Source organism: Paraburkholderia lebeckiae, from assembly GCF_050436225.1.
GTDB lineage: Bacteria > Pseudomonadota > Gammaproteobacteria > Burkholderiales > Burkholderiaceae > Paraburkholderia > Paraburkholderia tuberum.
In genome coordinates this window covers 677,604-703,779 of the sequence record NZ_JBNDLU010000003.1, presented here as the reverse complement: position 1 = coordinate 703,779, position 26,176 = coordinate 677,604, and the positions used below count along the sequence as shown (strand labels likewise).

21 protein-coding genes and 1 pseudogene are annotated in these 26,176 nt (G+C 60.8%); 15 read left to right on the top strand and 7 right to left on the bottom strand.

The window, feature by feature from the left end:
- The first annotated feature begins 145 nt into the window (after positions 1 to 145).
- The 14 genes and pseudogenes from OKW45_RS38000 to maiA all read left to right on the top strand — a co-directional run bounded on the left by OKW45_RS38000 (position 146) and on the right by maiA (position 17,256).
- Positions 146 to 883: a dienelactone hydrolase family protein gene (locus tag OKW45_RS38000; protein ID WP_429473830.1), complete on the top strand. Its 738-nt coding sequence runs from the start codon at positions 146 to 148 to the stop codon at positions 881 to 883.
- 822 nt (positions 884 to 1,705) lie between these two features.
- Positions 1,706 to 2,158, top strand: coding sequence for a cupin domain-containing protein (locus OKW45_RS37995; RefSeq protein ID WP_429473829.1), 453 nt, complete (start codon positions 1,706 to 1,708; stop codon positions 2,156 to 2,158).
- A 291-nt stretch (positions 2,159 to 2,449) separates the two neighbouring features.
- Complete coding sequence (locus OKW45_RS37990; RefSeq protein WP_429473828.1) at positions 2,450 to 3,559, top strand: LuxR C-terminal-related transcriptional regulator; 1,110 nt, start codon at positions 2,450 to 2,452, stop codon at positions 3,557 to 3,559.
- 195 nt (positions 3,560 to 3,754) lie between these two features.
- Positions 3,755 to 4,921, top strand: a complete 1,167-nt coding sequence (locus tag OKW45_RS37985; protein ID WP_429473827.1) for an acetyl-CoA acetyltransferase — start codon at positions 3,755 to 3,757, stop codon at positions 4,919 to 4,921.
- Positions 4,918 to 6,435: an AMP-binding protein gene (locus OKW45_RS37980; protein WP_429473826.1), complete on the top strand. Its 1,518-nt coding sequence runs from the start codon at positions 4,918 to 4,920 to the stop codon at positions 6,433 to 6,435. The genes OKW45_RS37985 and OKW45_RS37980 overlap by 4 nt, the downstream gene beginning before the upstream one ends.
- Before the next feature lie 21 nt (positions 6,436 to 6,456).
- On the top strand, positions 6,457 to 8,259 hold the full coding sequence (locus OKW45_RS37975) for an FAD-dependent monooxygenase (protein WP_429473825.1): 1,803 nt from the start codon (positions 6,457 to 6,459) through the stop codon (positions 8,257 to 8,259).
- 21 nt (positions 8,260 to 8,280) lie between these two features.
- The gene (locus OKW45_RS37970) at positions 8,281 to 8,919 is read left to right on the top strand and encodes a VOC family protein (RefSeq protein ID WP_429473824.1); all 639 of its coding nucleotides are present in this window, start codon (positions 8,281 to 8,283) and stop codon (positions 8,917 to 8,919) included.
- Between the two features lie 2 nt (positions 8,920 to 8,921).
- Positions 8,922 to 10,241 (top strand): fumarylacetoacetase, encoded by a 1,320-nt coding sequence (gene fahA, locus OKW45_RS37965; RefSeq protein WP_429473823.1) that lies wholly within the window; start codon positions 8,922 to 8,924, stop codon positions 10,239 to 10,241.
- A 195-nt stretch (positions 10,242 to 10,436) separates the two neighbouring features.
- Positions 10,437 to 12,131 carry an MFS transporter gene (locus tag OKW45_RS37960; protein WP_429473822.1) on the top strand — a complete coding sequence of 565 codons (1,695 nt, stop codon included), beginning with the start codon at positions 10,437 to 10,439 and terminating at the stop codon, positions 12,129 to 12,131.
- Positions 12,132 to 12,229: 98 nt separating this feature from the next.
- Positions 12,230 to 13,894: an FAD-dependent oxidoreductase gene (locus OKW45_RS37955; protein ID WP_429473821.1), complete on the top strand. Its 1,665-nt coding sequence runs from the start codon at positions 12,230 to 12,232 to the stop codon at positions 13,892 to 13,894.
- Between the two features lie 10 nt (positions 13,895 to 13,904).
- The gene (locus tag OKW45_RS37950; RefSeq protein WP_429473820.1) at positions 13,905 to 14,165 is read left to right on the top strand and encodes a DUF2783 domain-containing protein; all 261 of its coding nucleotides are present in this window, start codon (positions 13,905 to 13,907) and stop codon (positions 14,163 to 14,165) included.
- Positions 14,166 to 14,168: 3 nt separating this feature from the next.
- On the top strand, positions 14,169 to 15,566 hold the full coding sequence (locus OKW45_RS37945) for an MmgE/PrpD family protein (protein WP_429473819.1): 1,398 nt from the start codon (positions 14,169 to 14,171) through the stop codon (positions 15,564 to 15,566).
- Positions 15,567 to 15,640: 74 nt separating this feature from the next.
- Positions 15,641 to 16,600, top strand: a pseudogene (locus OKW45_RS37940) (MBL fold metallo-hydrolase).
- 8 nt (positions 16,601 to 16,608) lie between these two features.
- Positions 16,609 to 17,256 (top strand): maleylacetoacetate isomerase, encoded by a 648-nt coding sequence (maiA, locus tag OKW45_RS37935; protein WP_429473818.1) that lies wholly within the window; start codon positions 16,609 to 16,611, stop codon positions 17,254 to 17,256.
- 753 nt (positions 17,257 to 18,009) lie between these two features.
- Here maiA and OKW45_RS37930 read toward each other — a convergent pair.
- From OKW45_RS37930 to OKW45_RS37900, 7 genes are all read right to left on the bottom strand, one after another.
- Complete coding sequence (locus OKW45_RS37930) at positions 18,010 to 19,017, bottom strand: galactitol-1-phosphate 5-dehydrogenase (RefSeq protein ID WP_018422904.1); 1,008 nt, start codon at positions 19,015 to 19,017, stop codon at positions 18,010 to 18,012.
- Positions 19,018 to 19,049: 32 nt separating this feature from the next.
- Entirely contained in the window at positions 19,050 to 19,817 is a 768-nt protein-coding gene (locus tag OKW45_RS37925; protein WP_429473817.1) for an SDR family NAD(P)-dependent oxidoreductase, read from the bottom strand.
- A gap of 43 nt (positions 19,818 to 19,860) precedes the next feature.
- On the bottom strand, positions 19,861 to 21,174 hold the full coding sequence (hpsN, locus tag OKW45_RS37920; RefSeq protein ID WP_429473816.1) for a sulfopropanediol 3-dehydrogenase: 1,314 nt from the start codon (positions 21,172 to 21,174) through the stop codon (positions 19,861 to 19,863).
- 100 nt (positions 21,175 to 21,274) lie between these two features.
- Entirely contained in the window at positions 21,275 to 22,333 is a 1,059-nt protein-coding gene (locus OKW45_RS37915) for an ABC transporter substrate-binding protein (RefSeq protein WP_018422901.1), read from the bottom strand.
- A 65-nt stretch (positions 22,334 to 22,398) separates the two neighbouring features.
- The gene (locus tag OKW45_RS37910) at positions 22,399 to 23,205 is read right to left on the bottom strand and encodes an ABC transporter ATP-binding protein (protein WP_429473815.1); all 807 of its coding nucleotides are present in this window, start codon (positions 23,203 to 23,205) and stop codon (positions 22,399 to 22,401) included.
- A 39-nt stretch (positions 23,206 to 23,244) separates the two neighbouring features.
- The gene (locus tag OKW45_RS37905) at positions 23,245 to 24,153 is read right to left on the bottom strand and encodes an ABC transporter permease (protein WP_429473814.1); all 909 of its coding nucleotides are present in this window, start codon (positions 24,151 to 24,153) and stop codon (positions 23,245 to 23,247) included.
- Positions 24,150 to 24,932, bottom strand: a complete 783-nt coding sequence (locus OKW45_RS37900) for an ABC transporter permease (RefSeq protein ID WP_018422898.1) — start codon at positions 24,930 to 24,932, stop codon at positions 24,150 to 24,152. Before OKW45_RS37900 ends, OKW45_RS37905 begins: the two co-directional genes overlap by 4 nt.
- A gap of 197 nt (positions 24,933 to 25,129) precedes the next feature.
- Here OKW45_RS37900 and OKW45_RS37895 point away from each other — a divergent pair, with 197 nt between their 5' ends.
- On the top strand, positions 25,130 to 26,176 hold the full coding sequence (locus OKW45_RS37895; RefSeq protein ID WP_429473813.1) for a LacI family DNA-binding transcriptional regulator: 1,047 nt from the start codon (positions 25,130 to 25,132) through the stop codon (positions 26,174 to 26,176).

Below are 26,176 nucleotides of genomic sequence, written 5' to 3'. Positions count from 1 at the left end.
ACAACGGCCATTCCCTGACCATTAGACGTTTGGCGAAACGAGGGATCGATTTAATGACTCAGGAGGTTAAATGCACACTGCTGAACAGAAACGGATGTTGACGATAGACTACTCTCGGCACACCCATCGGCAATAGGAAAATTTCATGCCCCACGAACGAGTGACTATTCGAACTCGGGACGGCGAATGCCCCGCGAATATTATGACGCCTGCTGGCGAGGGGCCGTGGTCACCGGTGATTTTCTTTATGGACGCTGGCGGGATCAGGCCTGCGGTGCTTGAGATGGCACAGCGTGTTGCAAACGCCGGCTACGTCGTGTTACTCCCCGACCTCTTCTACCGCTACGGCCCCTACCAAACCCTCGTGCCAGACGAAGTGTTTAAGGGCGATGTGCGCGCAATTCTAGGCCCATTGATGGCTACGACAGGGAATGATAAGGCTGCGAATGACACCGAGGCCTTCCTGGCCTATCTCGATGCCCGCGGCGATGTTAGGGGCACCAATGTCGGCGCAATAGGTTTTTGCATGGGTGGCGGTATGGCGATTACCGCGGCGGCCACCCATCCTGGTCGTTTTGTGACGGTCGCTAGCTTCCATGGTGGCAATCTGGCGACCGACGCGCCAACCAGTCCACACTTGCTCGCGTCCAACCTGAAAGCAGCGGTCTACCTCGCTAGCGCAGAGAACGATGACAGCTATCCGCCGGCGATGGCCGAGCGCCTGGAGAAGGCGTTCGTCGAAGCCGGTGTAAATTACCGCGCGGAAATTTACACCGCCGCTCACGGTTGGATGGTGCCGGACTTCCCGGTATACGACCATGCCGCCGCCGAGCGCGGGTGGGAAGCGTTGTTTGCGCTGCTGAATCAAAACTTGGGCGGTTGAAAATCAATCCGACGCCAGAATGGCGCCTTTGAATGGCCGGCATCAAGTGCGGAAGGCGCCGCTCGAGCGTCCTACCAAACGGCCAAGCGAACGTCCCTTGGTGGCCGATCCGCGCCCGACGACCGAGCGCGACGCTCATCCTGGCCGCGCGTGCAATGCAAAAGGCATGTGCCGACCCGTACCGTCGCTCAATGACAAATATTCGGCCATTCCCGACATTCAGGTATCGCATCTGTCAGGCAGCTACGAGTCGCTTTGCCGACATTCGCACTTCGGCGGCGGCGAGCGTCTGCTGCCACTGCAACCGAATGCGTACTTGCGACCCGGAGCCGCCGTCCACCGTCTTTTAACCCGGACGCCCGTTTCCCAAGGTTAAGCAGTCGATCGCGCGTCCCAGGCGCAGCGACGGCATCGGCAGAAATGCCCGAAGGCGGAGCCGATGCTCCAAGAGTTGAATCCCCGAAATCCCCTTCGTCAACGCTTAGAGGACGCCGCCGCCCAAGCTTCCTTAGCGCTCATGCGTCCTGGTGTTACGCCCTTCCTCAACAGCAAATGCCCTTCCGTCACACATCCATTTGGCGTTCGGACGAAGTACAACGATTTGCCTAGAGCGGATAATGCAAGAATTAAGGGTTTTCCCTGATGTAATTGTGCGACTGTTTGCCTTCCATCCAGCCCGGTAAATTCGATGGAGGCTCAATGAAGAGGCACGCGCGGCCCTGTGAGCCTCTCACACTCTTGCGCTGGCTTTAGAGTCGCAAGGCTTGACCGCGCTTTGACGAGAACACCTGGGCACCCACCGGCTAAATTAAGGAACATTCAATGGAACACTTCAGCGGTACCCTTTTCCCCGAGGCCGCAAACGTCTCCGCTGACCTTTTAGAGAAACTCGCATACGCTACGACGGAAACAGCCCCACTAGTAGCAGGTCGCCGAACATTCTTCAATTATCGGGACCTCGGTGTTTCCGACGCCACAGACGGTCGAATGAGGGCGCAGGTGACCATGGCGACAGGCGTGATGCAGCAGACCGGTTGGCATTACCATGTTTGCGAAACGCAGTTTATTTTCACCCTCCGAGGCTGGATAGATCTTCAGTTCGAAGATGGTCGAGTTATTCGGGTTGGCGCTGGAGAATCGCTTTATATTCCACCTGGTCTCAAACACAATGAAACGGCAATATCGGAAGATTTCGAGTTCCTGGAAATTTCAGTGCCGGCCAGGATGGGAACAATACCGTGCGAGCCTCCTGAAGGTTTAAAGATCCTCGGCTGAATTGCACGATGTACCGCTTGGCTCGAAGGCCCACTGAGACGCAGTAAGCATGACCTGAAGTCGTGCTTACCCTGCAAGCTAACGGTTCTAACCAACCGCGCGGCATGCGGCAGCGACAATGTTCTGCTTGTCCTGCTTTCCTTGGCGAAGCCGACGGTGCACGCAACAGAGACCGCGAAAGTCCGACGGCTGGATCAAGCCTATGTATCAGTTCAACGGGTATGATGCCTGGTATGTTCGTTACATAAGTCGTCGGGCCGATTGACCTGTCCGGCGGCTGAAGCCCAGGCGATGAAAGGAAGGCCGAAACTGCATCTGTCGTTAAGTCCCGAGGACAGAACGGCGCTCAACGACTTCGCGCAGCGCGGCGGCACTAGTCCAGCGCTGGCATTTCGCGCCCGAATTGTCCTGGCCTGTGCAGAGGGACTGGACAATGCGGTTGTGGCCGCTCGCGTTCAGTCGACGGCGCACACAGTCTCCAAATGGCGCAGAAGGTTCATCATGGATGGCCTGCAGGGCTTGACGGATCTTCCTCGCAGCGGGGCTCCCCAAAGAATCGGCGAAGCGACGGTGGCCGCGATTGCATCTCGCAAGCCCGACGACGGTGTCACGGCAGTAAGCAGTGCCCGCCACGTCGCACGAGAGTCTAACGTTTCCGCCTCCACTGTCGGCCGGATATGGCAGAACATGGACAGGCCGGTAAAACGATCCCATGGACAATCTGGTACCGCGCCTCCTTCTGCTGGATCCGAAGTCGTTTCCATAAAGGCGGCGCCCACCGTCATCCAGGAAGGACAGGGTTCCAGTGATGACAGACTGGCTACCGACGTGGGTTCCGGTGAGTCGCCGTATCCGCCTGACGATCTTGCGCAGGCGTTTCGCATGGCACCCGTTGGCCTGCTCCTGTCCAGGAACCGAGTCATCGTGTCTTGCAACTACACGTTCGGTGAAATTTTTGGGTGTGCGCCTAACGAACTGGCTGGACGCTCGCTGGAATACCTCTATCCCTCCCAGGACGAGTTTCGACACATCGGCGAGCGCGCATGGCTGGTGATGAAGGAGACGGGCTTTTATTCCGATGAGCGCATCATGCAAAGGCTTGATGGCAGCCCGTTCTGGTGCCACGTTTCCGGGCGCTCAATGAACCGCGACGATCCATTTGCAACTGCGATCTGGGCATTCGAGGATATTTCGTCGGCCCGTCGGGTGACTCGCGACCTGACCCGGCGCGAGCGCGAGGTCGCGCAACTGCTGGTGACGGGAAAAAGCAGCAAGCGGATCGCGCGCGAGCTGCAAATTAGTCATCGAACGGTCGAAGCACACCGTGCCCGGCTTATGCGCAAGTATGCAGCCATGACGACGGGCGAACTGATCGGCAAGTTACTCGGGCGCGATCGGTGACCTTCTCCCTACCTCTGCGCCACATTGCCACGTTGCCACGTTGCCACGTTTTAGGTCCTACGCCCGGAGAAACGCGGATTAATGAAAGGAAGTTAAGACGCATCTTACCGGTGTTCACCCTAATGTAATTCGACGACTGCCGTCCCGGTGATGACGCGGGTAAATTTCCCAAAAGCACATTGATGGGAGAACGCGATGGGAGTGGCGATTGTAGGCTGGGCGCACCTGCCGTTTGGCCGGTTCGACGGCGCAAGCCTTGAGGATCTGATCGTGCGGGCCGGCCGCGAAGCCTTGAAAGATGCGGGCCTGCAAGGCGAGGAAATCGACGGCACCTGGCTGGGCAATTTGAATGGTGGTCTGGTCCCGGACATCTTCGCTTCGTCACTGACGCTGAATTGCAGCGATGGGCTGCGATGGAAGCCAGCGGTGCGTGTTGAGAACGCCTGCGCGTCGGGCGCCGCCGCAATTTACTCGGCATGCGATGCGATTGAGGCGGGCCGTGCGCGTACCGCGCTGGTCATCGGCGCCGAAAAGATGACCGATGTATCCGGCGAAGATGTGACGCGCATCCTTGGTAACTGCGCATACTCGGGCGAGGCGGGAAGTCCACCCGGCGGCTTCCCGGGCATCTTCGCCTCAATCGCGCAGGACTATTTCGCGGAGTACGGAGACCATTCGTCGGCGCTCGCGCGTATAGCTGCAAAAAATCACGCGAACGGCGTCAACAATCCGTGGGCGCATATGCGGCGAGATCTCGGCTTCGAGTTCTGCAACACCGTATCTGAAAAAAATCCGATGATCGCGCCACCGCTGCGCAAGACAGACTGCTCGCTAATCTCCGACGGCGCTGCGGCACTGGTGCTTGCCTCGAGCGATGCGGCCGCAGATTTTCCTCGTGCGGTCTCAATCCGTTCCCGTGTGCAGGTCAACGACTATCTGCCGCTGGGGCGCCGCCATGCTGCGTCGTTCGAAGGTCCGAAGCGCGCCTGGCGCGGCGCACTCGAGCGTGCCGGTTGCGCGGTCGACGACCTGTCGTTCGCCGAGGTTCACGATTGCTTCACGATCGCTGAGTTGCTCAGCTACGAAGCGATGGGCCTGGCCGCTGCTGGCCAGGGCCATCGTCTTATCGAAGAAGGGGTCGTTGCCCGTGGAGGGCGACTTCCGGTCAACGCTTCGGGCGGGCTCAAAGCGAAAGGCCACCCGATCGGCGCCACAGGCGTGTCCATGCACGCGATTGCTGCGATGCAACTGACCAATACGGCAGGCGCGATGCAGGTTCCTGATGCCTCGCTCGCAGGCGTCTTCAACATGGGAGGCTCCGCGGTGGCGAGCTATGTCAGCATTCTGGAGCGCAGCCGATGAACATCGCCCGGTGGCTGCAGCGCACGGCAGCGATCTTTCCCGAGCGGCTCGCGGTTCTGCACGGCGACGAACCCTGGCTCGAATACGGGCAACTCGCAACACGCGTGGCGGCGCTAGCAGGCTTCCTGAGCGAGCAATGCGGCGTACAGCCTGGTGCCCGGGTTGCCATCTACTCCGCCAACCGTCCCGAATATCTGGAGGTGCTTCAGGCCATCTATTGGGCAGGTGCCGTTTCCGTGCCTGCTAACTGCAAGCTGCATCCCAGAGAGTTGGAGTACATCCTGGATGACGCCGGGGCTGACGTGCTGTTCGTTTCGAGCGAGTTGCTGTCGACATTGGGCGACATGCAAGGCGGTAAACGGCGCTGCGTCGTGTTCGGCTCGGACGAATACCTGCATGCGGTCGAATATGCACCGACCGACCTGCATCACCGTCAGCCCGACGATCTCGCGTCGTTGTTCTACACATCCGGAACGACTGGGCGACCGAAAGGCGTCATGCAGACTCACCGGAACCTGATGGCGATGACCGCGTGCTATTGCATTGACGTGGACGATGTCAGCCCCGAAGACGCGATGGTCTACGCAGCGCCGATGTCCCACGGGGCCGGACTTTACCACTATGCGTACATCTTGCGAGGCGCGCGTCACGTGGTGCCGCGGTCGGGTGGATTCGAGCCCGAGGAGCTGGCTGGTCTGGCCGCACGTGTCGGACCTCTCGCGATGTTCGCGGCACCGACGATGGTCAAACGGCTTGTCGATCATTTCCGCGCAGTCGATGCCGATCCCGCTGGCTTCAAGACGATCGTCTATGGCGGCGGACCGATGTATGTGAATGACTTACAGCAGGCTTTGGAAGTGTTGGGTCCGCGCCTCGTGCAGATCTATGGGCAGGGCGAAAGCCCGATGACAATTACCGCACTCGGACGTCACCATCTCTCAGATCGAAAGCATGCTCATTGGTTGGCCCGTGCCGCTTCGGTGGGTGTCGCACAGTCTCTCGTCGAAGTCGACGTCGTGGCGCGAGACGGAAGCTCCGCCCCGAAAGGAGAAACCGGCGAGGTCGTTGTGCGCGGCGCCGCCGTAATGCCTGGCTATTGGAACAATGCGTCCGCTACGCGCGACGCGATCCGCAACGGCTGGCTCTACACGGGCGATACCGGCAGTCTCGACGAGGACGGGTTTCTCACGCTGAAGGACCGATCGAAGGACCTGATCATTTCGGGCGGCTCCAACATCTATCCGCGAGAGGTAGAGGAAACGTTGCTGGCTCATCCGTCGGTGTCGGAAGTGTCGGTAGTGGGACAGCGAGACGACGAATGGGGTGAGGTGCCCGTGGCTTTCGTGGTGCTTCACGCGGGCCGTCAAACGACCCGCGACGAACTGGATGCCTGGTGTGTGCAGCACATTGCACGCTTCAAGCGCCCGAAACACTACCGGTTCGCCAATGAGTTGCCAAAAAACAGTTACGGCAAGGTATTGAAAACGGAGTTGCGCGCCCGCCTCGGCCAGTAGTCGCTGCGCAAGCTTCTGAAGATGAGGAGAGCAATCTTGAAACAAGTCAATGTACCGGTACTGATCGTCGGTGGCGGCGGTTGCGGGCTGAGCACATCTATTTTTTTGGCCAACCTTGGCGTTGAATCGCTGCTGATCGAGAGGCACCCGCAGCAGTCGCCGATGCCGAAGGCGCGGTACCTGAATCAGCGCACGATGGAGGTGTTCCGTCAATACGGCCTTGCCGACGCAATCTACGCGCGCTCATTGCCGATCGAATACGTCAGCAAGATGCGCTGGTGCACGAGTCTGGGCGGCGATAGCCCTTGGGACCGCAAGACGCTTTACGAACTCGAAGCCTGGGGCGGCGGTTCCCTGGCGTCGACGTATCAGAAAGATAGTCCGTGCCAGAGCACCGTTTATCCGCAAGTGCGCCTTGAGCCGCTACTCAAGGCGCATTCGGAGCAGATGGGTGGTGCGCAGATGCGCTTCGGTCACGAGTTGCTGTCGATCGAGCAAAGCGAGACCGAGGTCATCGCGACCGTGCGTGACCGTATCGCTGACGAAACCTATCAGGTTCGCGCTCAATACGTCGTCGCTGCCGACGGTGGTAAAACGGTCGGTCCGTGCGTCGGTGCGCGTCTTGAAGGTACGCCCGAACTGCTGGAGATGGTTACCGTGTATTTCGCGGCAGATCTCTCGGCCTATATCGACGACGACAACGTCAGCACGTTCTGGTTTGCGAATCCCGAAGGCGACACCAAAGCATGGGGTAGCGGCGTGCTGGGTAAGCTGGGCCCGACGCGGTTCGACCGTCGCTCAGAAGAATGGATGTTCCACTTCAGTTTCAAGCCCGGCAGCAGCGAAAATTACGATGCGGCTACGCTCGTGCCTCGCATCCGCGCATTGTTGAAGATTCCTGATCTCGACGTTAGCGTGCTCAGCGTCGGCAAGTGGATCGTGCAGGGTGTGCTGGCTGATCGCTATCGGTTTGGCCGCGTCTTTCTGGCAGGCGATGCCGCACATAGACATACGCCCACGACGGGGCTTGGCCTGAACTCCGCCGTGCACGACGCACAGAATCTGGCATGGAAACTGGCTGCCGTGATTCGGGGCCGGGCCGGAGCCGGGTTGCTTGATAGCTATGAGAGCGAACGTCGCCCGGTCGCCGAGCGCAACGTCCACTGGGCACTGTTCACGTTCGGAAATTATCAGGTGACGAATGCAGCCATCGGAATCGTGCCGGGCGATCCGCAGGGCAGTGAGGCAAACTTCAAGGCCTTGCTCGCCGAGGGCGACGACGCTGAGGCACGACGTGCCCGGTTCAACGAACTGATGAAGGTGCACCGGACAGAATATCAGGCGCATGACCTCGAAATCGGCATCCGGTACGACCGGGGTGCGCTCGTCAGCGACAACACGTCGCCTCCGCCCCGCGACCCGCTGGGCCAACGCTTCGTTCCGACCACGCGCCCCGGCCATCGCATCGCGCACGCGTGGCTCGCGCGCGGCTCGCAGAGAATCTCCAGCCTTGATCTCGCACGGGCTGATCGCTTTGTGCTGATTACCGGCCGGCCGGACGTCTGGAAAACGGCAGCAAAGGAGACCACTGACAGGCTTGGTATGCCCGTCGAGGTGGTAGTCATCGCCGACGACGCACAGGTAAGCGATCCTTCGGGCGAATGGCGCAACGTACGCGAAATCGAGGATGACGGCGCGATCCTGCTGCGCCCGGATCAGCACGTCGCGTGGCGCTGTACAACTGCTCCAGTAGGTGTCGATCTCGCGCAGTGCCTGACGGACGTGCTGGCACAAGTCATCGATCGCGCCTCCGTGCTGGTCTAACTACGACAGATAGGAGTCGATATGCAAACTTCCACATTAGCATCGCGCCGCTCGGCCTCCGAGCTGGGACTGCGGCCGAATATGCTCAATCACTATGCCCGCGTCACGCATGACGTAGGGGCCACCGCCGATTTTTACGGTCGTATCCTTGGAATGGAACTCGCGAGCACGATCATGGATGATCACGTGCCGTCCACGGGTGACGCCTTTCCGTATTTCCACATCTTTTTCCGGATGGCGGACGGGTCGACGATGGCGTTCTTTGAATGCACCAATTTGCCGTTGCCTTCGTCTCCGTCCCATCCCGCCTACGACGTCTTCGATCACATCGCGCTTGAAGTGAGCGACACGGCCGAACTCATGCGCTGGAAGGAATGGCTGGTAAGCCAGGGCGTGGATGTACTCGGACCTGTCGATCACAAGGGCATCATCCAGAGCATCTATTTCAGAGACCCAAACGGTTACCGGCTCGAATTGACAACGCCGATCGATCCTGCATGGAACCAGCACACTACCCAGGCGCAGGAAGATCTGAATCATTGGCTCGCCGCGAAAGCAGCGGCGCAAGCCGAAGGTCGGGACGTCTCCGCCGCCATGATTGAGTTGATCGGACAGATCAAGCGCAAGCGCTACGAGACCTCTGCGGAAGGAAATAATTGAACATGACCCGTTCCAATCACACCCATGACGTTTCACGGAAGAGCTGGGTCCGCTCAGCCAATGACGGCGCGACGGATTTTCCAATTCAGAACCTGCCCCACGGCGTATTCCGGCGGGCTTCGAGAAATGAAAATTTCCGCGGCGGCATCGCGATCGGCGATCAAATCCTCGATGTAGGCGCTGCTCTGGCAAGGAATCTTTTTCCGGCAGAAGCGCGTGAGGCAGCGCAGGCGGCTGCACGTGCGCCGCTCAACGATTACATGGCGCTATCGTCCGACAAGCGAAGCGCTGTGCGCTCGGCTGTGTCGTTCCTGCTATCTGAGGACTGTCCTCAGCGCAAGGAGGCTTCCGAATGCCTCGTTCCGCAGGCGGACGCTGAATACGCTCTTCCGGCGCGCATCGAAAACTTTTCCGACTTTTACTCATCGCTCAGCCATGCGACAAACGTCGGCCGTCTGTTCCGCCCCGACAATCCGATCCTGCCAAACTATCGCTGGCTGCCGGTAGGCTATCACGGCCGTACGTCCTCGATTCGTGTGTCGGGACAGGATTTCCGCCGGCCAACCGGTCAGCTGAAGGACCCGAACAGCGCCGAGCCGGAATTTGCGCCCTGCCGGCGACTTGATTACGAAGCCGAGCTCGGTGTACTCATCGGACAAGGAAACGAACTCGGCACGGCCATTGACATCCAGAATGCTGACGCGCATGTATTCGGCGTTTGCCTGTTGAACGACTGGTCCGCGCGCGACATTCAGTCATGGGAATACCAGCCGCTGGGGCCGTTCCTTGCGAAAAGCTTTTTCACCAGCCTGTCGCCGTGGATCGTGACGCTCGAGGCGCTCGAGCCGTACCGCACCGGCTTCTCTCGTCCTCAAGGTGATCCGGCGCCAATGCCGCACCTTTGGAGTCCGGAGCTGGCGACACGTGGTTCGATTGATATTCGGGTCGAGACGCTGTTGCAGTCGGCGCAGATGCGAACCAGCGGCAAACCTCCGGCGAGCTTGTCCGTCTCGCATTATCCGGACGCTTATTGGGCAATGTCGCAACTGATTGCACATCAGACGTCGAACGGGACGAATCTTTGCCCGGGCGACCTGCTCGGCAGCGGGACGCTCTCAGGCCCCGATCCGGCTTCGCGCGCCTGTCTTCTTGAACTCACGGAAGGCGGCAGGCATCCGTTCACGTTGCCGGGCGGAGAAACCCGCACGTTCCTGGAGGACGGCGACACGGTCATCATGCGCGCCTGGTGCGAACGAGACGGCTATCGTCGCATCGGGTTCGGAGAGTGCCGCGCGACGGTGCTTCCCGCGCGCCGGCCGTGATGGGTGACGTGATGATGTAAGGAGCGGCTGTGGTCTTGGTCCACAGCTGCCAGGAAAACATGAACCGCATTGTCCGTAAGAGATAAGCGGCTATCCAGGAATCACCCGGATCGGTGAAGGACAAGACAACCCAGCGGGATGCCCAAAGGGTTTGGTCCAAAGCCGGTCCACCATCGTCCGGATGGAGGAGACACAATGAGATCCGATCAAACCGCCGCGAGCCTCGCGGCAGGCACAGCTTTGCCTGAACATTCCGCACGGAAGCGCTCGGGCGCGAGCCTTTACCAGATTGTGGTTGCTGCATCGCTTGGATCGTGCTTCGAGGCGTACGATTTGTTCCTCGTCGGCACTATGGCTGCCGTGATTGGCAAGCAGTTTTTTTCCGGTGTCAATCCCGCGCTGTCGCTGATCTTTACGTTGCTCGGATTTGCGGCAGGCTTTCTCGTCAGGCCGCTTGGCGCGATGGTCTTCGGCGGCATAGGCGACCGGCTCGGTCGAAAACGGGTTTTCGTCGTGACGGTCGCCCTGATGGGACTGGCGACCGTGCTAATCGGTCTGCTGCCGACATATGCAACCGTCGGCGTCCTCGCCCCCGTTATGTTCGTCGGGCTGCGGCTTGTGCAGGGATTTGCGTTGGGCGGCGAAAATGGAGGAGCGATGGTGTACGTCGCGGAACACGTTCCGGCGAATCGGCGCGCCTTCTATACGTCGTGGCTGCAGATTGCACCGATCGCAGGTCTGATTCTCTCTCAGCTGGTCGTGCAGGGCACGCGTTCTACATTCGGCGAGGCGGCTTTTCTTGGATGGGCCTGGCGTGTGCCGTTCGTGCTGTCGCTGGCTTTGCTGGCGCTGTCGTTGTGGATGCGTACCCGCATGGGCGAATCACCTGAATTCGAACGGCTGCGCAACGAACACCAGGTTTCACGCGCACCGCTCAGGGAAGCGTTCACCGGTCGTCGCAACATCGTCGCAATGATCTGTTCGCTGTTCGCTCTTGGACCCGGCGCGGCGGTGACCTTTTACAGCGCATTTTTCTACACGCCATTTTTCCTGACCGAGGTGTTGCGCGTTGAGCCCGCAACAGCCAATCTGCTTTCAATGTTGTCGCTCGTCGTGGCGGTTCCGATTTTTCTCGGTTTCGGCGTGCTGTCCGACAAGATCGAGCGTAAGACAGTAATCTGCACAGGTTTCATTCTGGTTGTCCTTTGTTATCCGGCGATCTACCGCGGCCTGACGCATTTTGCCAATCCGGCGCTGGAACGCGCCATTGAGACGGCGCCCGTCGTAGTCGTGGCCGATCCGCACGAATGCTCGACGCAATTCAATGCACTCGGAACGTCGAAGTTCCATACGTCCTGCGATCTCGCGAAAAGTGCGCTTGTCCGCGCCGGCATCAGCTACACGAATGAGATAGCGAGCGCGGGTGCCGGTGCAATCATCAGGGTGGGCGATAAGGTCGTCGCTTCTTACGACGGCAGCGGGTCGGACGCCGCTGTCAAGGCTAAAGCTTTCGCCGCTTCGCTGCGCGGTGCGCTGGACTCCGCCGGATACCCGCAGAAGGCTCCGCCGCATGGTGTGAACCGGCCAATGGTCTTCCTGCTGCTGGTCGCCCTTGCCACGTTTGCAGCCATGACCTACGCACCTTTGGCAGCGGCCATGACTGAACTGTTTCCAGCCAGGATTCGCTTCACCGCGCTTTCCGTGAGCTACCACATTGGTTTTGGCTGGACTGGAGGATTTCTTCCTGCAGCGGCTTTCGCGATAGTCGCGGCGAACGGGAACATGTATGCAGGATTGGCCTATCCCAGGCTGGCCGCTCTGATCGGCGCAATCCTTGTCGTGGCGTTCATGCTGGCGGCACGCACGGGAAGACTGAAGCACGAGACGTGACACGAGGGGTTGGCGTGGCGGGCGGGCGCCGGGTCGGCATTACATGGCGTGGACCTGGCGGCGCGGTTACGCAAGGTTGTAATCTGGAGACATTGACAGTGCATAGTACCTATCAGTACGAGAAATTCGAATTTGTGCGTCCACCTGAGCTCAATGGCGTTCCCCATGGGCGCTACCCGGTGGTCGTGGTCGGCGCCGGTCCGGTCGGTCTCACTACCGCTATTGACCTGGCCGCCCAGGGGACGCCGGTGCTTCTCCTGGACAACGACGATACTGTTTCACTCGGCTCACGCGGGGTGGCGTACGCCAAACGCACGCTCGAGATCTTCGACCGACTCGGCTGCAGTGGGCCGATGATGGAAAAGGGCGTGTCCTGGAACGTCGGCCGCACATTCTTTGACGAGACGGAAGTTTTTAACTTCAATCTCAGCCCGGAGCCCGACCATCATCGGCCCGGCATGATTAACCTTCAGCAGTACTATCTCGAAGAGTTTCTGCTTCGACGCGCTCGCGAGTTGCCGAATCTCGAGATCCGTTTCAAGAACGAGGTCATCGGCGTTATGCCGCAGGGTGGTGAGGTGACGCTTCAGGTCAGGACCCCTGCGGGGGACTACACCTTGGACACGGAATGGCTCGTCGCTGCGGACGGCGCGCGCAGCCCGATCCGCACCCTCCTTGGGTTGGACATCGACGGGAAAATCTTCAAGGATCGGTTCCTGATTGCCGATGTGGTCATGAACGCCGATTACCCCACGGAGCGGTGGTTCTGGTTCAATCCGCCGTTTCACCGTAATCAGTCGGCGCTCGTACACCGTCAGGCCGACAATGTCTGGCGGATCGACTTCCAGCTTGGCTGGCAGGCCGACCCCGAAGAGGAAAAGAAGCCAGAGAATGTGATCCCGCGCATAAAAGCGATGCTGGGCGACGACCGCGAGTTCGAGCTCGAATGGGTGAGCATCTACACGTTCCAGTGCCGGCGCATGGGCAGCTTCAACCACGGCCGCGTGCTTTTTGTCGGCGATTCCGCGCATCAGGTTTCTCCTTTTGGCGGCCGGGGTGCCAATTCGGGCATACAGGACGCCGACAATCTGGTATGGAAGCTCAAGCTCGTTATGGAAGGCAAGGCGCCGTCGGCGCTGCTCGACACGTACACGGAGGAGCGCGGGCTGGCTGCTGACGACAACATCAGGAACTCCACACGCTCGACGGATTTCATTACCCCGAAAAGCAACATCAGCAAAACGTTCCGTGATGCTCTACTCGGGCTGGCCGGGGAGCAGCCTTTTGCACGGGCGCTGGTGAACTCTGGCCGTCTCTCGGTGCCCACCATCCTGATCGACTCGAGCCTCAACACGCCGGATGCGTCGACGTTCGCCGGCAACATGGTGCCGGGGGCGCCGATGGCCGATGCGCCGGTGACCGGTGGCGGTCAATCATGGCTGCTCGGTGCATTCGGTGACCGCTTCACGCTGCTCCTTTTCACGAAGGACGCGTCAGCGCTCGATGCGGCGACTGTTCAGGCGCTCGCCGAACTTTCGGATGCGCCGATTCCGGTCGAAGCAGTTGTGGTGGCGGAAGGTGGCAGCGCCCCTAGCGGCATTCCCACGCTCATCGACGTCAAGGGGCGCGTCCGGGAGCGATACGATCTCGCTCCCGGGAGCGTCTATCTTGTGCGGCCCGACCAGCATGTCGCGGCGCGCTGGCGCGCGCTTGACCCGATGAAGGTACGGAGTGCGATTGCCCGCGCGACGTGCAACGATTGAAGGACTCAGAATGGCACTGACTACACGACCCAATTTTGCTGAACCCGGCAAACGCTATTTCTATTCGTTCGTTCCGGGCGACGATTTTTACGAGGCGCTCATCGATGCTCATCGTGACCTCACCGATGAGCAGAGTTCAACGCTCAACGCGCGGCTGATCCTGCTGCTGGCCAACCACATCGGCGATCTATCGGTGCTGCGCGAGGCGCTTGGTATCGCGAGGGGAAAAGTGGAGACCACCGGCACCCTCGAACCTTCCGCGGAGCGTTGATCCATGAGCGGATCCGATGATTTGATGCAGGCTGAATGGCGTCTGACGGATTTTGTGCATGGGTTTGATGCCTCGCATGCACCGGAAGAGGCACTCGCAGTCGTGCGCAACATGCTTTTGACGACCCTCGGTACGGCGATCGCGGGTGCCTCCGAGGACGGTTGCGCAGCGATTCTGGACTTTGTCAGGGAACGTGACAGATCAGGCGGTGCCACCGTGTTCATTCATGGCGATTCCGTATCAGCCAGCGGTGCCGCGTTGGTAAACGGCGTCATGTGTCGGGCATTGGACTTTTGCGATGCGATGGCGCCCGGGTTGCATATCGGTTCCTCGCTCATTCCGGCGGCACTGGCCGCAGTGGAGCTCGCCGGCGGTTGCTCGGGCCGGGACTTCCTATCCGCGCTGCTCATCGGGGCGGAGGTCGCCTCCCGGTTGAATCTGGCAGAGACTGATTACGATGGCGCCGATCCGACGGGCGTGGCCGGGGTCTTCGGCGCGACCGCAGCGGTGGCGAGGATACTCGGCCTGGACCGGCAGCAAACCCTGCATTCACTGGCCTTGGCGTTCAACCGGGCAGCGGGCAGCTTCCAGAGCAATATCGACGGCTCACTCGCGGTGCGACTGATTCAGGGGTGGGTGGCCGAGACCGGGGTCATGTGCGCGCAGCTCGCGCAACGCGGTATCACCGGACCGGGCCGCTTCCTGTCGGGTGTCTACGGATATGCGCACCAATTTGCCCGAGGGCTTCGCAAGGCCGACGAGTGTGTCGAGGGACTCGGAGAACAGTGGCAGGTAATGAGCACCGTATTCAAAAAATACCCCAGTTGCGGCCTGACGCAGGGGGTGACCGAGCTGGCGCTGCGCGCACGCAAGGAACTCGATATCGGACCGGGTAACGTCGGTCGCATTGAGGTCAGACTGCCGCCGTATGCGTTCCGCCTTGTTGGCCATGATTTCGCAATAGGCGAGAACCCTCGCGTGAACGCGCAGTTCAGTGCGAAATACTGCGTCGCTAATGCGTTGGTTCGGGGCGCATCGCGACTCGAGCACTTCGTCGAGTCGAGCATCCGCGATCCCGAGGTACTTGCATTCACCGGTCGGGTCGACGTGATTTCCGATGAGACCATGCAGGCGCTTCACCATACGGCAGTCGAGCTTCGCGTCGAAGCGGCCGACGGCCGTCAGCTGAAGCTGGCGCTCGATATTGCTCCGGGTTTTCCGGGCAACGCCCTGCCCGAGCAGGCCCATCTGGCGCGTTTCACGGACTGTCTGCAGTATGCGGCTAAACCGGTCTCAGGTCAGCAGGCTGACCAGCTTGTGCAGATCGTGAGCACTATCCAGGAGCAGGACGACGCGCACGCCATCCTGTCTCATATGCAGGTGGAGCGCGGCGGTGCATGACCTCGGGGTCCGCGCTAGCACAAAACAGACTGTTTCCCGCATTAGATATCCGTTACAGAACACGGAGAGTTGGCATGGCAAAGGCATTCGCATCCGAAGGGGACCTGGAAGTCAAAGAAATTACATGGACGCAACTGTCGGAGAACGCTTATGCGTACACCGCCGAGGGCGATCCGAATTCGGGCGTCATCGTTGGCGATGATGGTGTCTTGATCATCGACACAACCGGTACGCCCGCAATGGCACAGCAACTGATCGCAAAAATCCGGTCGGTGACGGACAAGCCGATCAAGTATGTGGTGCTGTCGCACTGTCACGCCGTGCGCGTCCTGGGCGCGTCGGCCTACTTTAAGGAAGGGGCCCAGGAGATCATCGCCAGCCGCGGTACCTAGGAGCTGATCGTAGAGCGCGGCGAAGCGGACATGAAGTCCGAGATCGAACGCTTCCCGAGGTTGTTCGCAGATGCGGAGACGGTGCCTGGGCTGACCTGGCCAACGCTTGTTTTCGAAAAGGAAATCACGCTTTTTCTCGGCAAGCTTGAAGTCAAGATCGCACATCCCGGCGCGGGCCATACCAAGGGCGACACGGTGGTCTTGCTGCCGTCGCAGAAGGTGCTGTTCTCCGGTGATCTGGTCGAATACGGGGCGGCCTGCTACTGCGGTGACGCTCAGCTGGCCGAGTGGCCGGCGACGCTCGAAGCGCTGCGTGCTCTCGGTGCGGAAAAGCTCGTGCCGGGCCGTGGACCGGCACTGGTGACACGCGAAGATATCGAGCAAGGGCTCAACTATACGAAGGACTTCGTGACCACTCTGCTTCAGAGTGGTCGTGATGCGGTCGCGCAGAAGTTCGATCTGAAGGGTGCGATGGCGCACACGCGCAAGGTCATGGACCCGAAGTTCGGGCATGTTTTCATCTACGAGCACTGCCTGCCCTTCGACGTGTCGCGGGCCTACGACGAGGCCAGCGGTATCAGCCATCCACGTATCTGGACGGCTGAACGAGACAGGGAAATGTGGGATCAGCTTCAGGGCTAAGAGCGGACATGAAGCTATACAGCTACTTCCGGAGTTCGGCGTCCTATCGCGTGCGGATTGCGCTGAACCTCAAGGGGATCCCGTACGAGTACCTGCCGGTGCATCTGGTGCGCAACGGCGGTGAACAGCTCGCGCCGACATATAGGGAAATCAACCCCGACCAGCTGGTGCCTACGCTGCTTGACGATGCGGGAGCGCCGATTCCGCAATCGCTCGCAATAATCGAGTACCTTGACGAAATCCAGCCTGATCCGCCGCTCCTGCCAGGAGATCCTGCGGGGCGTGCCTATGTCAGATCGCTGTCGCTGCAAATCGCATGCGAAATCCATCCCCTGAATAACCTGCGCGTGCTGAGGTATTTAACGGCGAATCTGGGCCTGACTGAGGAAGCGAAGCTCGCCTGGTACCGGCATTGGGTCGAGATTGGGTTTGAGTCGCTCGAGACGCGGCTCGTGGCCGACAAGCGGACCGGCAGGTTCTGCGTCGGCGACGCACCGACAATGGCTGACCTCTGCCTTGTGCCACAAGTTTTCAATGCGCAGCGCTTCTCCGTCGACGTCGACCGCTTTCCGATACTCACACGCATCAATGAGAACGCAATTGCGCTCGCCGCTTTTGCGCATGCGGCGCCGGACCAGCAACCTGACGCGGCATGAGCGCGTGGGCCGTGAGGAAAGACAGAGGTGCGTCCGAACGGTCGCTTCGCATTGATTGATGAGGTCTTGTCGTCGAGTAACTCCAGCCCACGCTGACGCAAGGGCCTGGGGACAGGGAACCCGCCCGGGCGCTGGATACGGCGGGCGACGACGGGCGAGCAGCAATAACCCGGAGGCTGTCGAAAAGCACTCAAGTGTTTGCAATATCAGCCGCCTGATGAATTTCTAAGGAACTCGATAGCAAATTCAGTTGCACGCCGCGAGAAGAAACGAAAACCGCGTTGCCTCTAGCTGCCTGCATGGACTCTGAGCGGTAGGCGGCTGTTGATCGCTGTGAAGCGGACAAACCGACGTCCCGTATGCATAGGCTTCGGGCGTCGCCTAATGGCCGTTTGCCGCCTTCGCCGGTCGCTGCGACGCGCTCAGGGGAGAACCGCATGCGCTCCGAGAATGCTCATCAGGGTCCTTGCGTTTCGCTGGCCCTGATCTTCCCAATTGTTGTTCTCTACACCGACAAGCGTTACCGGCGACGCCGGAGGACCGTGAACGATAAGTCCAGACGGCCGTTGTAGCTCGCGCAGAGACATTCGAAACGCGAGGTTTGCGCGCTTACCGTACGAAAAAGTCCGTTTCTAGAGGGCACCCCCACTACAACGAAAATTGCAAACCATTCACGTGGACCGCCTCCGCTGATTCCATCCTCGCTAAGCTACAAAGACTTTGTTCGCGAATCAGCGGAACGGGATACTAAATTTAGAAGCCCGGCGTCAGGACGACTTTCCCTGACGCCGTCCTGCCGTTCTGCAAATCGTCGAACGCCTGGCTTCCGGCATCGAGCGGCCGCACGTCGAGCCAATCCAGCGAACCGAACGCGCCTTCGTGCAACGCCGCAACCGTCGCGCGAAGATCCGCCATCGTATATGTGTACGTACCCAGCAGCGTGATTTCAGCGAGCGTCAGCTTGCGCATATCGATTTCGCTTGCCCAGTCCTGGAGGCCGATGTGCATCACGACGCCGCCAGGCTTCACCGACGATAACGCGAGCGCGCGTGTCGGCTTTGCGCCCACGGCATCGATCACGAACTCAAACCGGCTTTCAGGCGCCGGCGCGTCCAACGGATCCCATGTCTCGCACTGCGCATGCTGCTCCGCCGATCGTCGACGCAGCGGATTGACCTCCGCCATTTCAACCGACCGGCAGCCATACGATTTCAGTAACAACGCCGACAGCAATCCAATCGCTCCGCCGCCAATGACCAGCGCGCGGGTTTCCGGCAACGGTCTTTGCAGCGCGCGCATCGACAGATTCAGCGCATGCAGCGCCGTAGCAGCCGGCTCGGTCACCGCGGCGTGCGTTGCGGGCATCCCCTGCGGAATTTCGACAACGCATCCCGCAGGCAACGACATATATTGTGCAAATGCACCCGGACGCGTCATGCCGACCATCGTCCGGTTCGCGCACAGATTGTCGCGCCCCTGCACACAGTATTCACAGTGCCCGCAGGTGATCAACGGATTGCCCGTGACGCGCAAGCCTTTCATCAGATGCGGTGCGCGCGTCTCCACGATCGTGCCGGCGAACTCATGACCGAGAATGAGGCCGGGTTTGCGTCGCGGATCGTGGCCGTGGAATGCATGCATATCGGAGCCGCAAATACCGACCGCATCGATCCTGAGTATCACCTCGCCGTCGGCTGCCAGCGGTTCGGGCCGATCCAGCAACTGGACCTCATTGGGCTGCGTGTAGACAAGTGCTTTCACAAGCGTTCTCCGTCGTGCAATTGCGTTACCGCCTACCGCGCGGTGTACCCGCCGTCGACCATGATGGTCTGGCCCGTGACGTACGCGGACGCGTCACTCGCAAGAAACACCGTGACGCCATACAGATCGTCGAGTTTTCCATTGCGTCCGATGCACGTGTTCTGCGCGTGCATGTCCGCGGCGCGCGCGTCGTTGAAAACGGGGGCCGTCAGCGCAGTGGGGAAAAAGCCCGGCCCAATCGCGTTGCACGTGATGCCGTAACGTGACCACGCCTGCGCGATAGCACGCGTCAATTGCACGACACCGCCCTTCGCCGCGCCGTATGGCGCGCTATCGTTGAATGCACGGTATGACTGCAGCGACGCGATGTTGATGATGCGACCATGTCCGCGCGCCTTCATCGAGGGTGCGAGCGCCTGCGTCATGAAGAACGGCGCGCCAAGATGCAGTGCGAGCTGCTGTTGCCACGCTTCCGGCGTCACTTCATCGAATGGTTGACGCAGATTGACGCCCGCCGCGTTGACGAGAATGTCAATCTGGCCGTGCTGTGCCGCTGCATCGAGCGCGCAGGCGCGCGCCGCATGCGCGTCGCTGAGATCGCATGCGTGCATGTGCGCATCAATACCGTCATCCCGCAGCCGCATTGCCGCTTCGTCGAGCGCATCACTTCGCCGCGCCACCAGCACGACGCGCGCACCCGCCCCGCCCAACGCGCGCGCCATCGCTTCGCCGACGCCCGAGTTGCCGCCGGTCACGAGTGCGGTTCTGCCATTCAGGTCGAATAGTCGAGCGATATTCAACGGTCTCCTCCTTCGTCGTACCGATTGCACATGCCGATGGCGTTCATACCTGTACCGGTTCGCCACGCACGAATGCTTCGTCGGGAAAGTACTTCTGCAAGCGGTCGTCAGCGGTACGGGCGTGGGCTTCCATGCCTTCGAGCCGCGAGATACGCGCCGTCACTTCGCCAATGCGCTTCGCCGCATCGCGCGTCATGCGCTGCCACGTCAACGTCTTCACGAACTTGTGCACCGAGAGCCCCCCTGAATAGCGCGCTGCGCCCTTGGTGGGCAGAACGTGATTCGGACCGCTCGCCTTGTCGCCGAATGCGACCGTCGTTTCTTCGCCGAGAAAGAGCGAGCCGTAACACGTCAGATGTTCGAGCCACCAGTCCAGATCGGCAGCCTGCACTTCGAGGTGTTCCGATGCATAGCGGTCAGACACGTCCACCACTTCCTCTCGCGTGTCGCACAGGATCACTTCGCCGTAGTCGCGCCACGCGGCGCCTGCGGCATCGTGTGCGGTCGGCGGCAACGCATCGATGAGTTGCGGAACCCGCTCAATGACCTCGTCGGCGAGCGCCTTCGACGTCGTGAACAACCATGCCGGCGACTCGTGGCCATGCTCGGCCTGGCCGACCAGATCGCTCGCGACCATCGCCGGGTCGGCGCTGGCGTCGGCGATCACCGCAACTTCCGACGGCCCCGCGAAGACGTCGATCCCAACCTTGCCAAAGAGCGCGCGCTTCGCCTCCGCGACGAACTTGTTGCCCGGCCCCACCACAACGTCCGCCTGCTTGCCGGTAAAAAGCCCATACGCCATCGACGCAATCGCCTGCACGCCTCCCAGCGTCATCACGACATCGGCGCCTGCCGCCTTGAACGCATACAGCACATACGGATGGATGCCGCCTCCGCGAAACGGGCTCGAACAGGCAATCACCGTTTTCACGCCCGCTGCCTTGGCAGTCGCAACGCCCATGTATGCCGACGCGATATGCGCGTACCTGCCAGCAGGCGCATAACAGCCGACCACGTTGACGGGCACCACTTTTTGCCCTGCCGTCACGCCTGGATACAGTTCGACCGAGAAATCCCCAATCGAGCGCCGCTGTGCGAGCGCGAAGTCGAATACCTGTTGCGCGGCGAAATCGATATCGGCCTTCACGTGCGCGGGCACTTCGAGCGCACGCCGTTCGATCTCATCGGCGGAGACGATGATCGGACCGTCCCAGTTATCGAGTTTCTTCGCATACGCACGCGCGGCGTCTTCGCCACGCGCCTGAATCTGCGCAAGCATTTCACCGACGACCTGTTGCGCCGTCGCGGTCTCGGTTTCCGGCGTCTTGGCTGCTTTCTTCAGGTAAGTCACGCTCATCGCCTTCTCCTTCATCGATGTTAAAGATAATGCAAGCGCTTGCAGCGAGGGGCTTTTAAAAGGCCACACCGTGGCCTTTTGCGCGATCGCGACCGCGGCGTTATTTGCTGCCGTCCATTGCGAACGCCGCGAGTTTAGGGTCGCCCAACACACGCTTCATCGCGCTGTCGTCGATATAGTCTTTTGCTTCGGGGACGGAAGCGAGCGCGCCCGAGGCATGCATGAACTGCGCGATCTTCGTGAACGAATCGTCGGCCTGCGATACGCCTTTCGTGCGGTCCATCGCGGCGAGTTGCTGCTTCAGGTCGAAGGTCGGGCGCGTCGCGAATTCCTTGCGCATCGAATCGTCGCTGATGTTGACGCCGCCCTCCTGGTAAAACTTCTTCATCATCGCGACGGCCTGGTCAGGGTGCGCCTTCATCCACGCCCATGCATGCAGATAGACGGCGAGAAACTTTGCCACCTGATCGGGATGCTGCTTCTCGAATTCGCCACGCGTGACGAGCGCGCCGGGCACCGATGCGCCGCCGTCCTTACCGGAGCACAACACGCGCGCGCCCGCCTTCTCTTCGAGCGTATAGTCATACGGCGCCCACACGCCCGCGTAATCAGCATTGCCCGACGACACAGCGGAAATGATCTCGGCCTGGCCCATGTTCTTGAGCGTCACATCAGCCTTCGTCAGCCCATACTTTTTCAGGCAGGCCTGTACCGCGTAATCACCCGTCGAGTTGGACGTCAACACGATGGTTTGGCCTTTCAGCGACGCCGGATTGCGGCGCACCGCGTCATAACGCGCCTTGCTCGCCATCAGAACGTTGCCCTGCGATTCGTCGTTTGTCAGGCCGATCACCTGAATGCCGAAGCGCTTGTAGCCGAGCACCGCCGGCACGGAACCCGTGCCGCCCACGTCCCAGGATTTCGACGCCGCCGCCGCAATCTGCGGCACGCCTGCGGGAAACACCGAAAACTCGGGCTTCAATCCGACCTCTGCCCACCACCCTTTTTCGGTTGCGACATAGAACGGCAACGCCCAATACAGCGCGGGCTGATAGCTGACCCTGATCAGAGCGAGATCGGCGGACCAGACCGTGCCCGGCAACGCCGCACTGCCCGCGCAGAGCAACGCAATGAAAGGGATCGCACGCAGACGTTTCATGTTGGTCTCCTGTTTTATGGGGTATTGCGCTCAGCCGTTGGAACCGGTGGCAGTTTTATGCAGCTTCATGCAGCGACACGTTCGACAGCGCCGTGTTCGTCGCGCAACGACTTCCAGATATGCGTGCGCAACCGGACGAACGATTCGAGATCCATCACGTCTTCGATCCGCTTGCACGCGTCCCAGCCATGCTGCTCGCGCACGGACTTCACATCGATCACTTCTTTCACGCGCCCCGGCCGGCCCGTCATCACGACGACGCGATCCGCGAGATACACCGACTCTTCGACCGCGTGCGTGATGAACAGCACCGTGCGCGGATTCACGCGCGTGAGCCGCACCAGTTCTTCCTGCATGACGACCCGGGTTTGGGCATCGAGCGCGCCGAACGGCTCGTCCATCAGCAGCACGCCGGGGTCGAGCGCATACGCGCGCGCGATCGCGACGCGCTGCTGCATGCCGCCCGATAGTTGATGCGGATACGCGTGTTCGTAGCCGCGCAGATTCATCAGCGACAGATAGCGTTCGATCGTTTCGCGTCTTGCGTCGGCGGCCATGCCCTTCGCGCGCAAGCCGAGATCGATGTTGTCCCACACTGTCTTCCACGGGAACAGCGCGAACTGCTGAAAGACGACCGCGCGATCGGGTCCTGGCCGTGTCACCTTGCGGGCCGCCACCGTCACGCTGCCCGAAGTCGGAAACTCGAGACCCGCGACCATCCGCAGACACGTCGTCTTGCCACAGCCCGACGGCCCGACGATCGCAACGAATTCCTTGTCGGCGATTTCCAGTTCGACGTGTTCCAGCGCGACGACGCTCGCCTTGTCGCGCCTGAACATGCGGGACACATCATTGAAACGAATCATGCTCATCGTGCGCTCCGTCACGGTTGAGAGAGTGAAGCCACGGTGCTAGTGCCGGGCCACGCGCCGGTTGCGCATCGCGTACGCTTCGATGCGTCCAAGCAGCAGGTCGATTGCCGCGCCCACCATACCGATTGCGATCATCGCGCTCATCACCGTCGCAGTGTCGATTGCCGCTTGTCCCTTGACCATCATGTAGCCAATGCCGCTCGACGCGACGATCAGTTCGGCGCCGACCAGCGACATCCAGCCCAGTCCCGCCGCGACGCGCACACCTGCGATCACCGACGGCAACGCGCCTGGCAGCAGCACTTCGCAGACGATCATCCGGTTCGACGCGCCCAGCATGCGCGCCGCTTCGAGCAGCCTGCCGTCGACCTGCTGCGCACCGCGATAAGCATTGACGACGCACGGCGGAAACGCACCCGCAAAAATGATCAGCACCGGGCCACCGATGCCCGTGCCGAACCACAACGCGGCAAACGGCACCCATGCAATCGGCGCGATGAAACGCACGGTCTCGAAGAGCGGCGTCACGCAGTAGTCGAGCCAGCGGAACCAGCCCATCGTCAGACCGAGCGGCACACCCAGCGCGACGGCCAGCAAAAAGCCCATCAGATAGCGCTGCAAGCTCGACCACAGATGCACTTCGAGCGTGTAACCGACAAACGGATGCGTGAGCAGATCGGCAAACTTGTGAACGACTGCAAGCGGCGTCGGTAGAAAGATCGCGGGGACGAGTTCTGCTGCAGATGCCAGCCACCAGATGCCGAAGAATGCGATCAGCCCCGCGGCATTCAGCGTCCAGAGCGGCACGTTGCGTTGAGTCACAGCACGCCCAGGCTCGCTGACCATCTTGCGCTGGCGCAACGTGCGTGCCGCACTGCCGGACTCGCGATTGACGCCGACGGACTCGATGTCAGGATGCGCGACACCGCGCAGATGACCCGGTTTCATCTGTTCGCTCTCCAAGGCATGAGTTGCCGTTCGATTTGCCCAAGCGCGACCGTCATCAACCATCCACACAGCGCGACCGTCAGCATCGCAACGACGATCATCGCCGGATAGATGTCGAGCGAGCCTTGCGTCAGCAGATGCCCGAGACCTTTGACCGCACCGATCAGTTCGCCCGCCACGAGCGTCGTCCATGAAGCCTGCAATGACAGGCGCAAGCCTGTGAAAATCATCGGCAGCGCGCCGGGAATCATCACTTCCAGCACGAAGCGCGAGCGCCGCAAACCCAGCATCTCGGCGGCTTCGAGCATCGGCACGTCGAGATTGCGCACGCCCGCGAAACTGTTGATCACGCATGGCACGAACGCCGCGAACCAGATCACCATCACCTTCGCGGAGTCGCCGAGTCCAAGCCAGACGATCGCGAGCGGAATCCACGCGAGCGGCGGAATGGGTCGCAACAGCAGAAAGATCGGGTTGAAGAACGCTTGCGCACGCGCCGAGTAGCCCATCCATAGGCCGAGCGGCACGCCCGTCACCGCCGCCGTCGCGAAGCCGTATAGAACGAGCTTCACGCTCTGCACGATGTGCTGGTCGAGACGGCCGTCGGCATAACCGTCCGTCACCACCTGGGCAAGCGCCTGCCAGGTATCGAACGGAGTGGGGAATCTCGACGGTGCGACGATGCCTGTGAGAGCCGTCAGCACGTACCACGCGGCGAGCGTTGCTGCGAGCGTGCCGATGCTGCACAGGAAGCGCGGTGAACGGAATGCGGGGAACACATTGTCTCCTGCCTGTTCAGCGGCGTGAAATTCAACGCGCCGCGCAATGAAATGTAACCGCTTGCATTTGAATATAGACGCTAAGATCACGGGTCACATCGGGATTTATACCGATTCGAATGATGTTGTACTGTCGTTCGCTTGCAATCGGGCACTACAATCAATTGAGCCTATCCAAACCGGTCTGATCTGCCGCAATGAATACCTTGCCACGCGCCCGTATCAGCGATGTCGCCACACTCGCCGGCGTCTCGACGGCAACTGTGTCGCGCGCTCTCTCCAACCCCGACATGGTGAAAGCGGACACGCGCGCGCGCATCCGTGATGCGATCGCCACGCTGGGATATGTGCCCGACGGCGCGGCGCGCGCGCTTGCGCTAGGTCGTGCGCGAATGGTCGGCGCAATCGTGCCGACGCTCGACAACGCGATCTTCGCGCGTGCGGTGCAAGGCTTGCAAACCACACTGTCGAATTCCGGCTATCAGTTGCTGATCTCCGCGCACGAGTACAACCTGTCCGCGGAAATCGAAGTCGTGCGCGCGCTGCTGGAACGTGCTGTCGACGCAATCGTTCTGGTCGGCACCGACCATGCGCCCCAAACCTATGAACTGATTCGCGCGAGCCACGTCGCGCTGCTGCTGACCTGGTCGCACGCCGAGCGCCCCGGCGCAGCCGGCAGCGGCGACCCAGATACACCGCCGTCGATTGGCTTCGACAACCAGTTGATCGGACAACTGGCCGCTGAACATCTGCTCGAACTCGGTCATCGCCGCTTCGGCGTAATCTCGGGCTTCACGCGCCATAACGACCGCGCGCGTCAGCGGATCGAAGGCTTCCGGCGAACCCTTGCAGAGCACGATATCCGCCTGCCTGATGCGAACATCATCGAACAGCCGTTCGGCTTCGAAGGTGGTCGCGCCGGGCTCAAGCTACTGACGCAATTGCGCCCTGCTCCAACCGCCATTTTCTGCGGCAATGACGTGCTCGCGCTGGGTTGCCTGTTCGAAGCGCAATCGGCCGGTATCGCCGTGCCGCAGCAGTTATCGATTGTCGGTTGCGACAATCTGCCCATCGTCTCGCAGATCACACCAGGTCTCACTACCGTGCTGTTGCCCACTTACGAACTCGGCGAACGCGTCGCGCGCGCACTGCTGCGCTGGCTCTCGGACGGCGTGCCGCCGCAGCGCGAGTGTCTGCCGATCGAACTGATCGTGCGTGGCACGAGCGGCCCGGCGCCCGCGTGA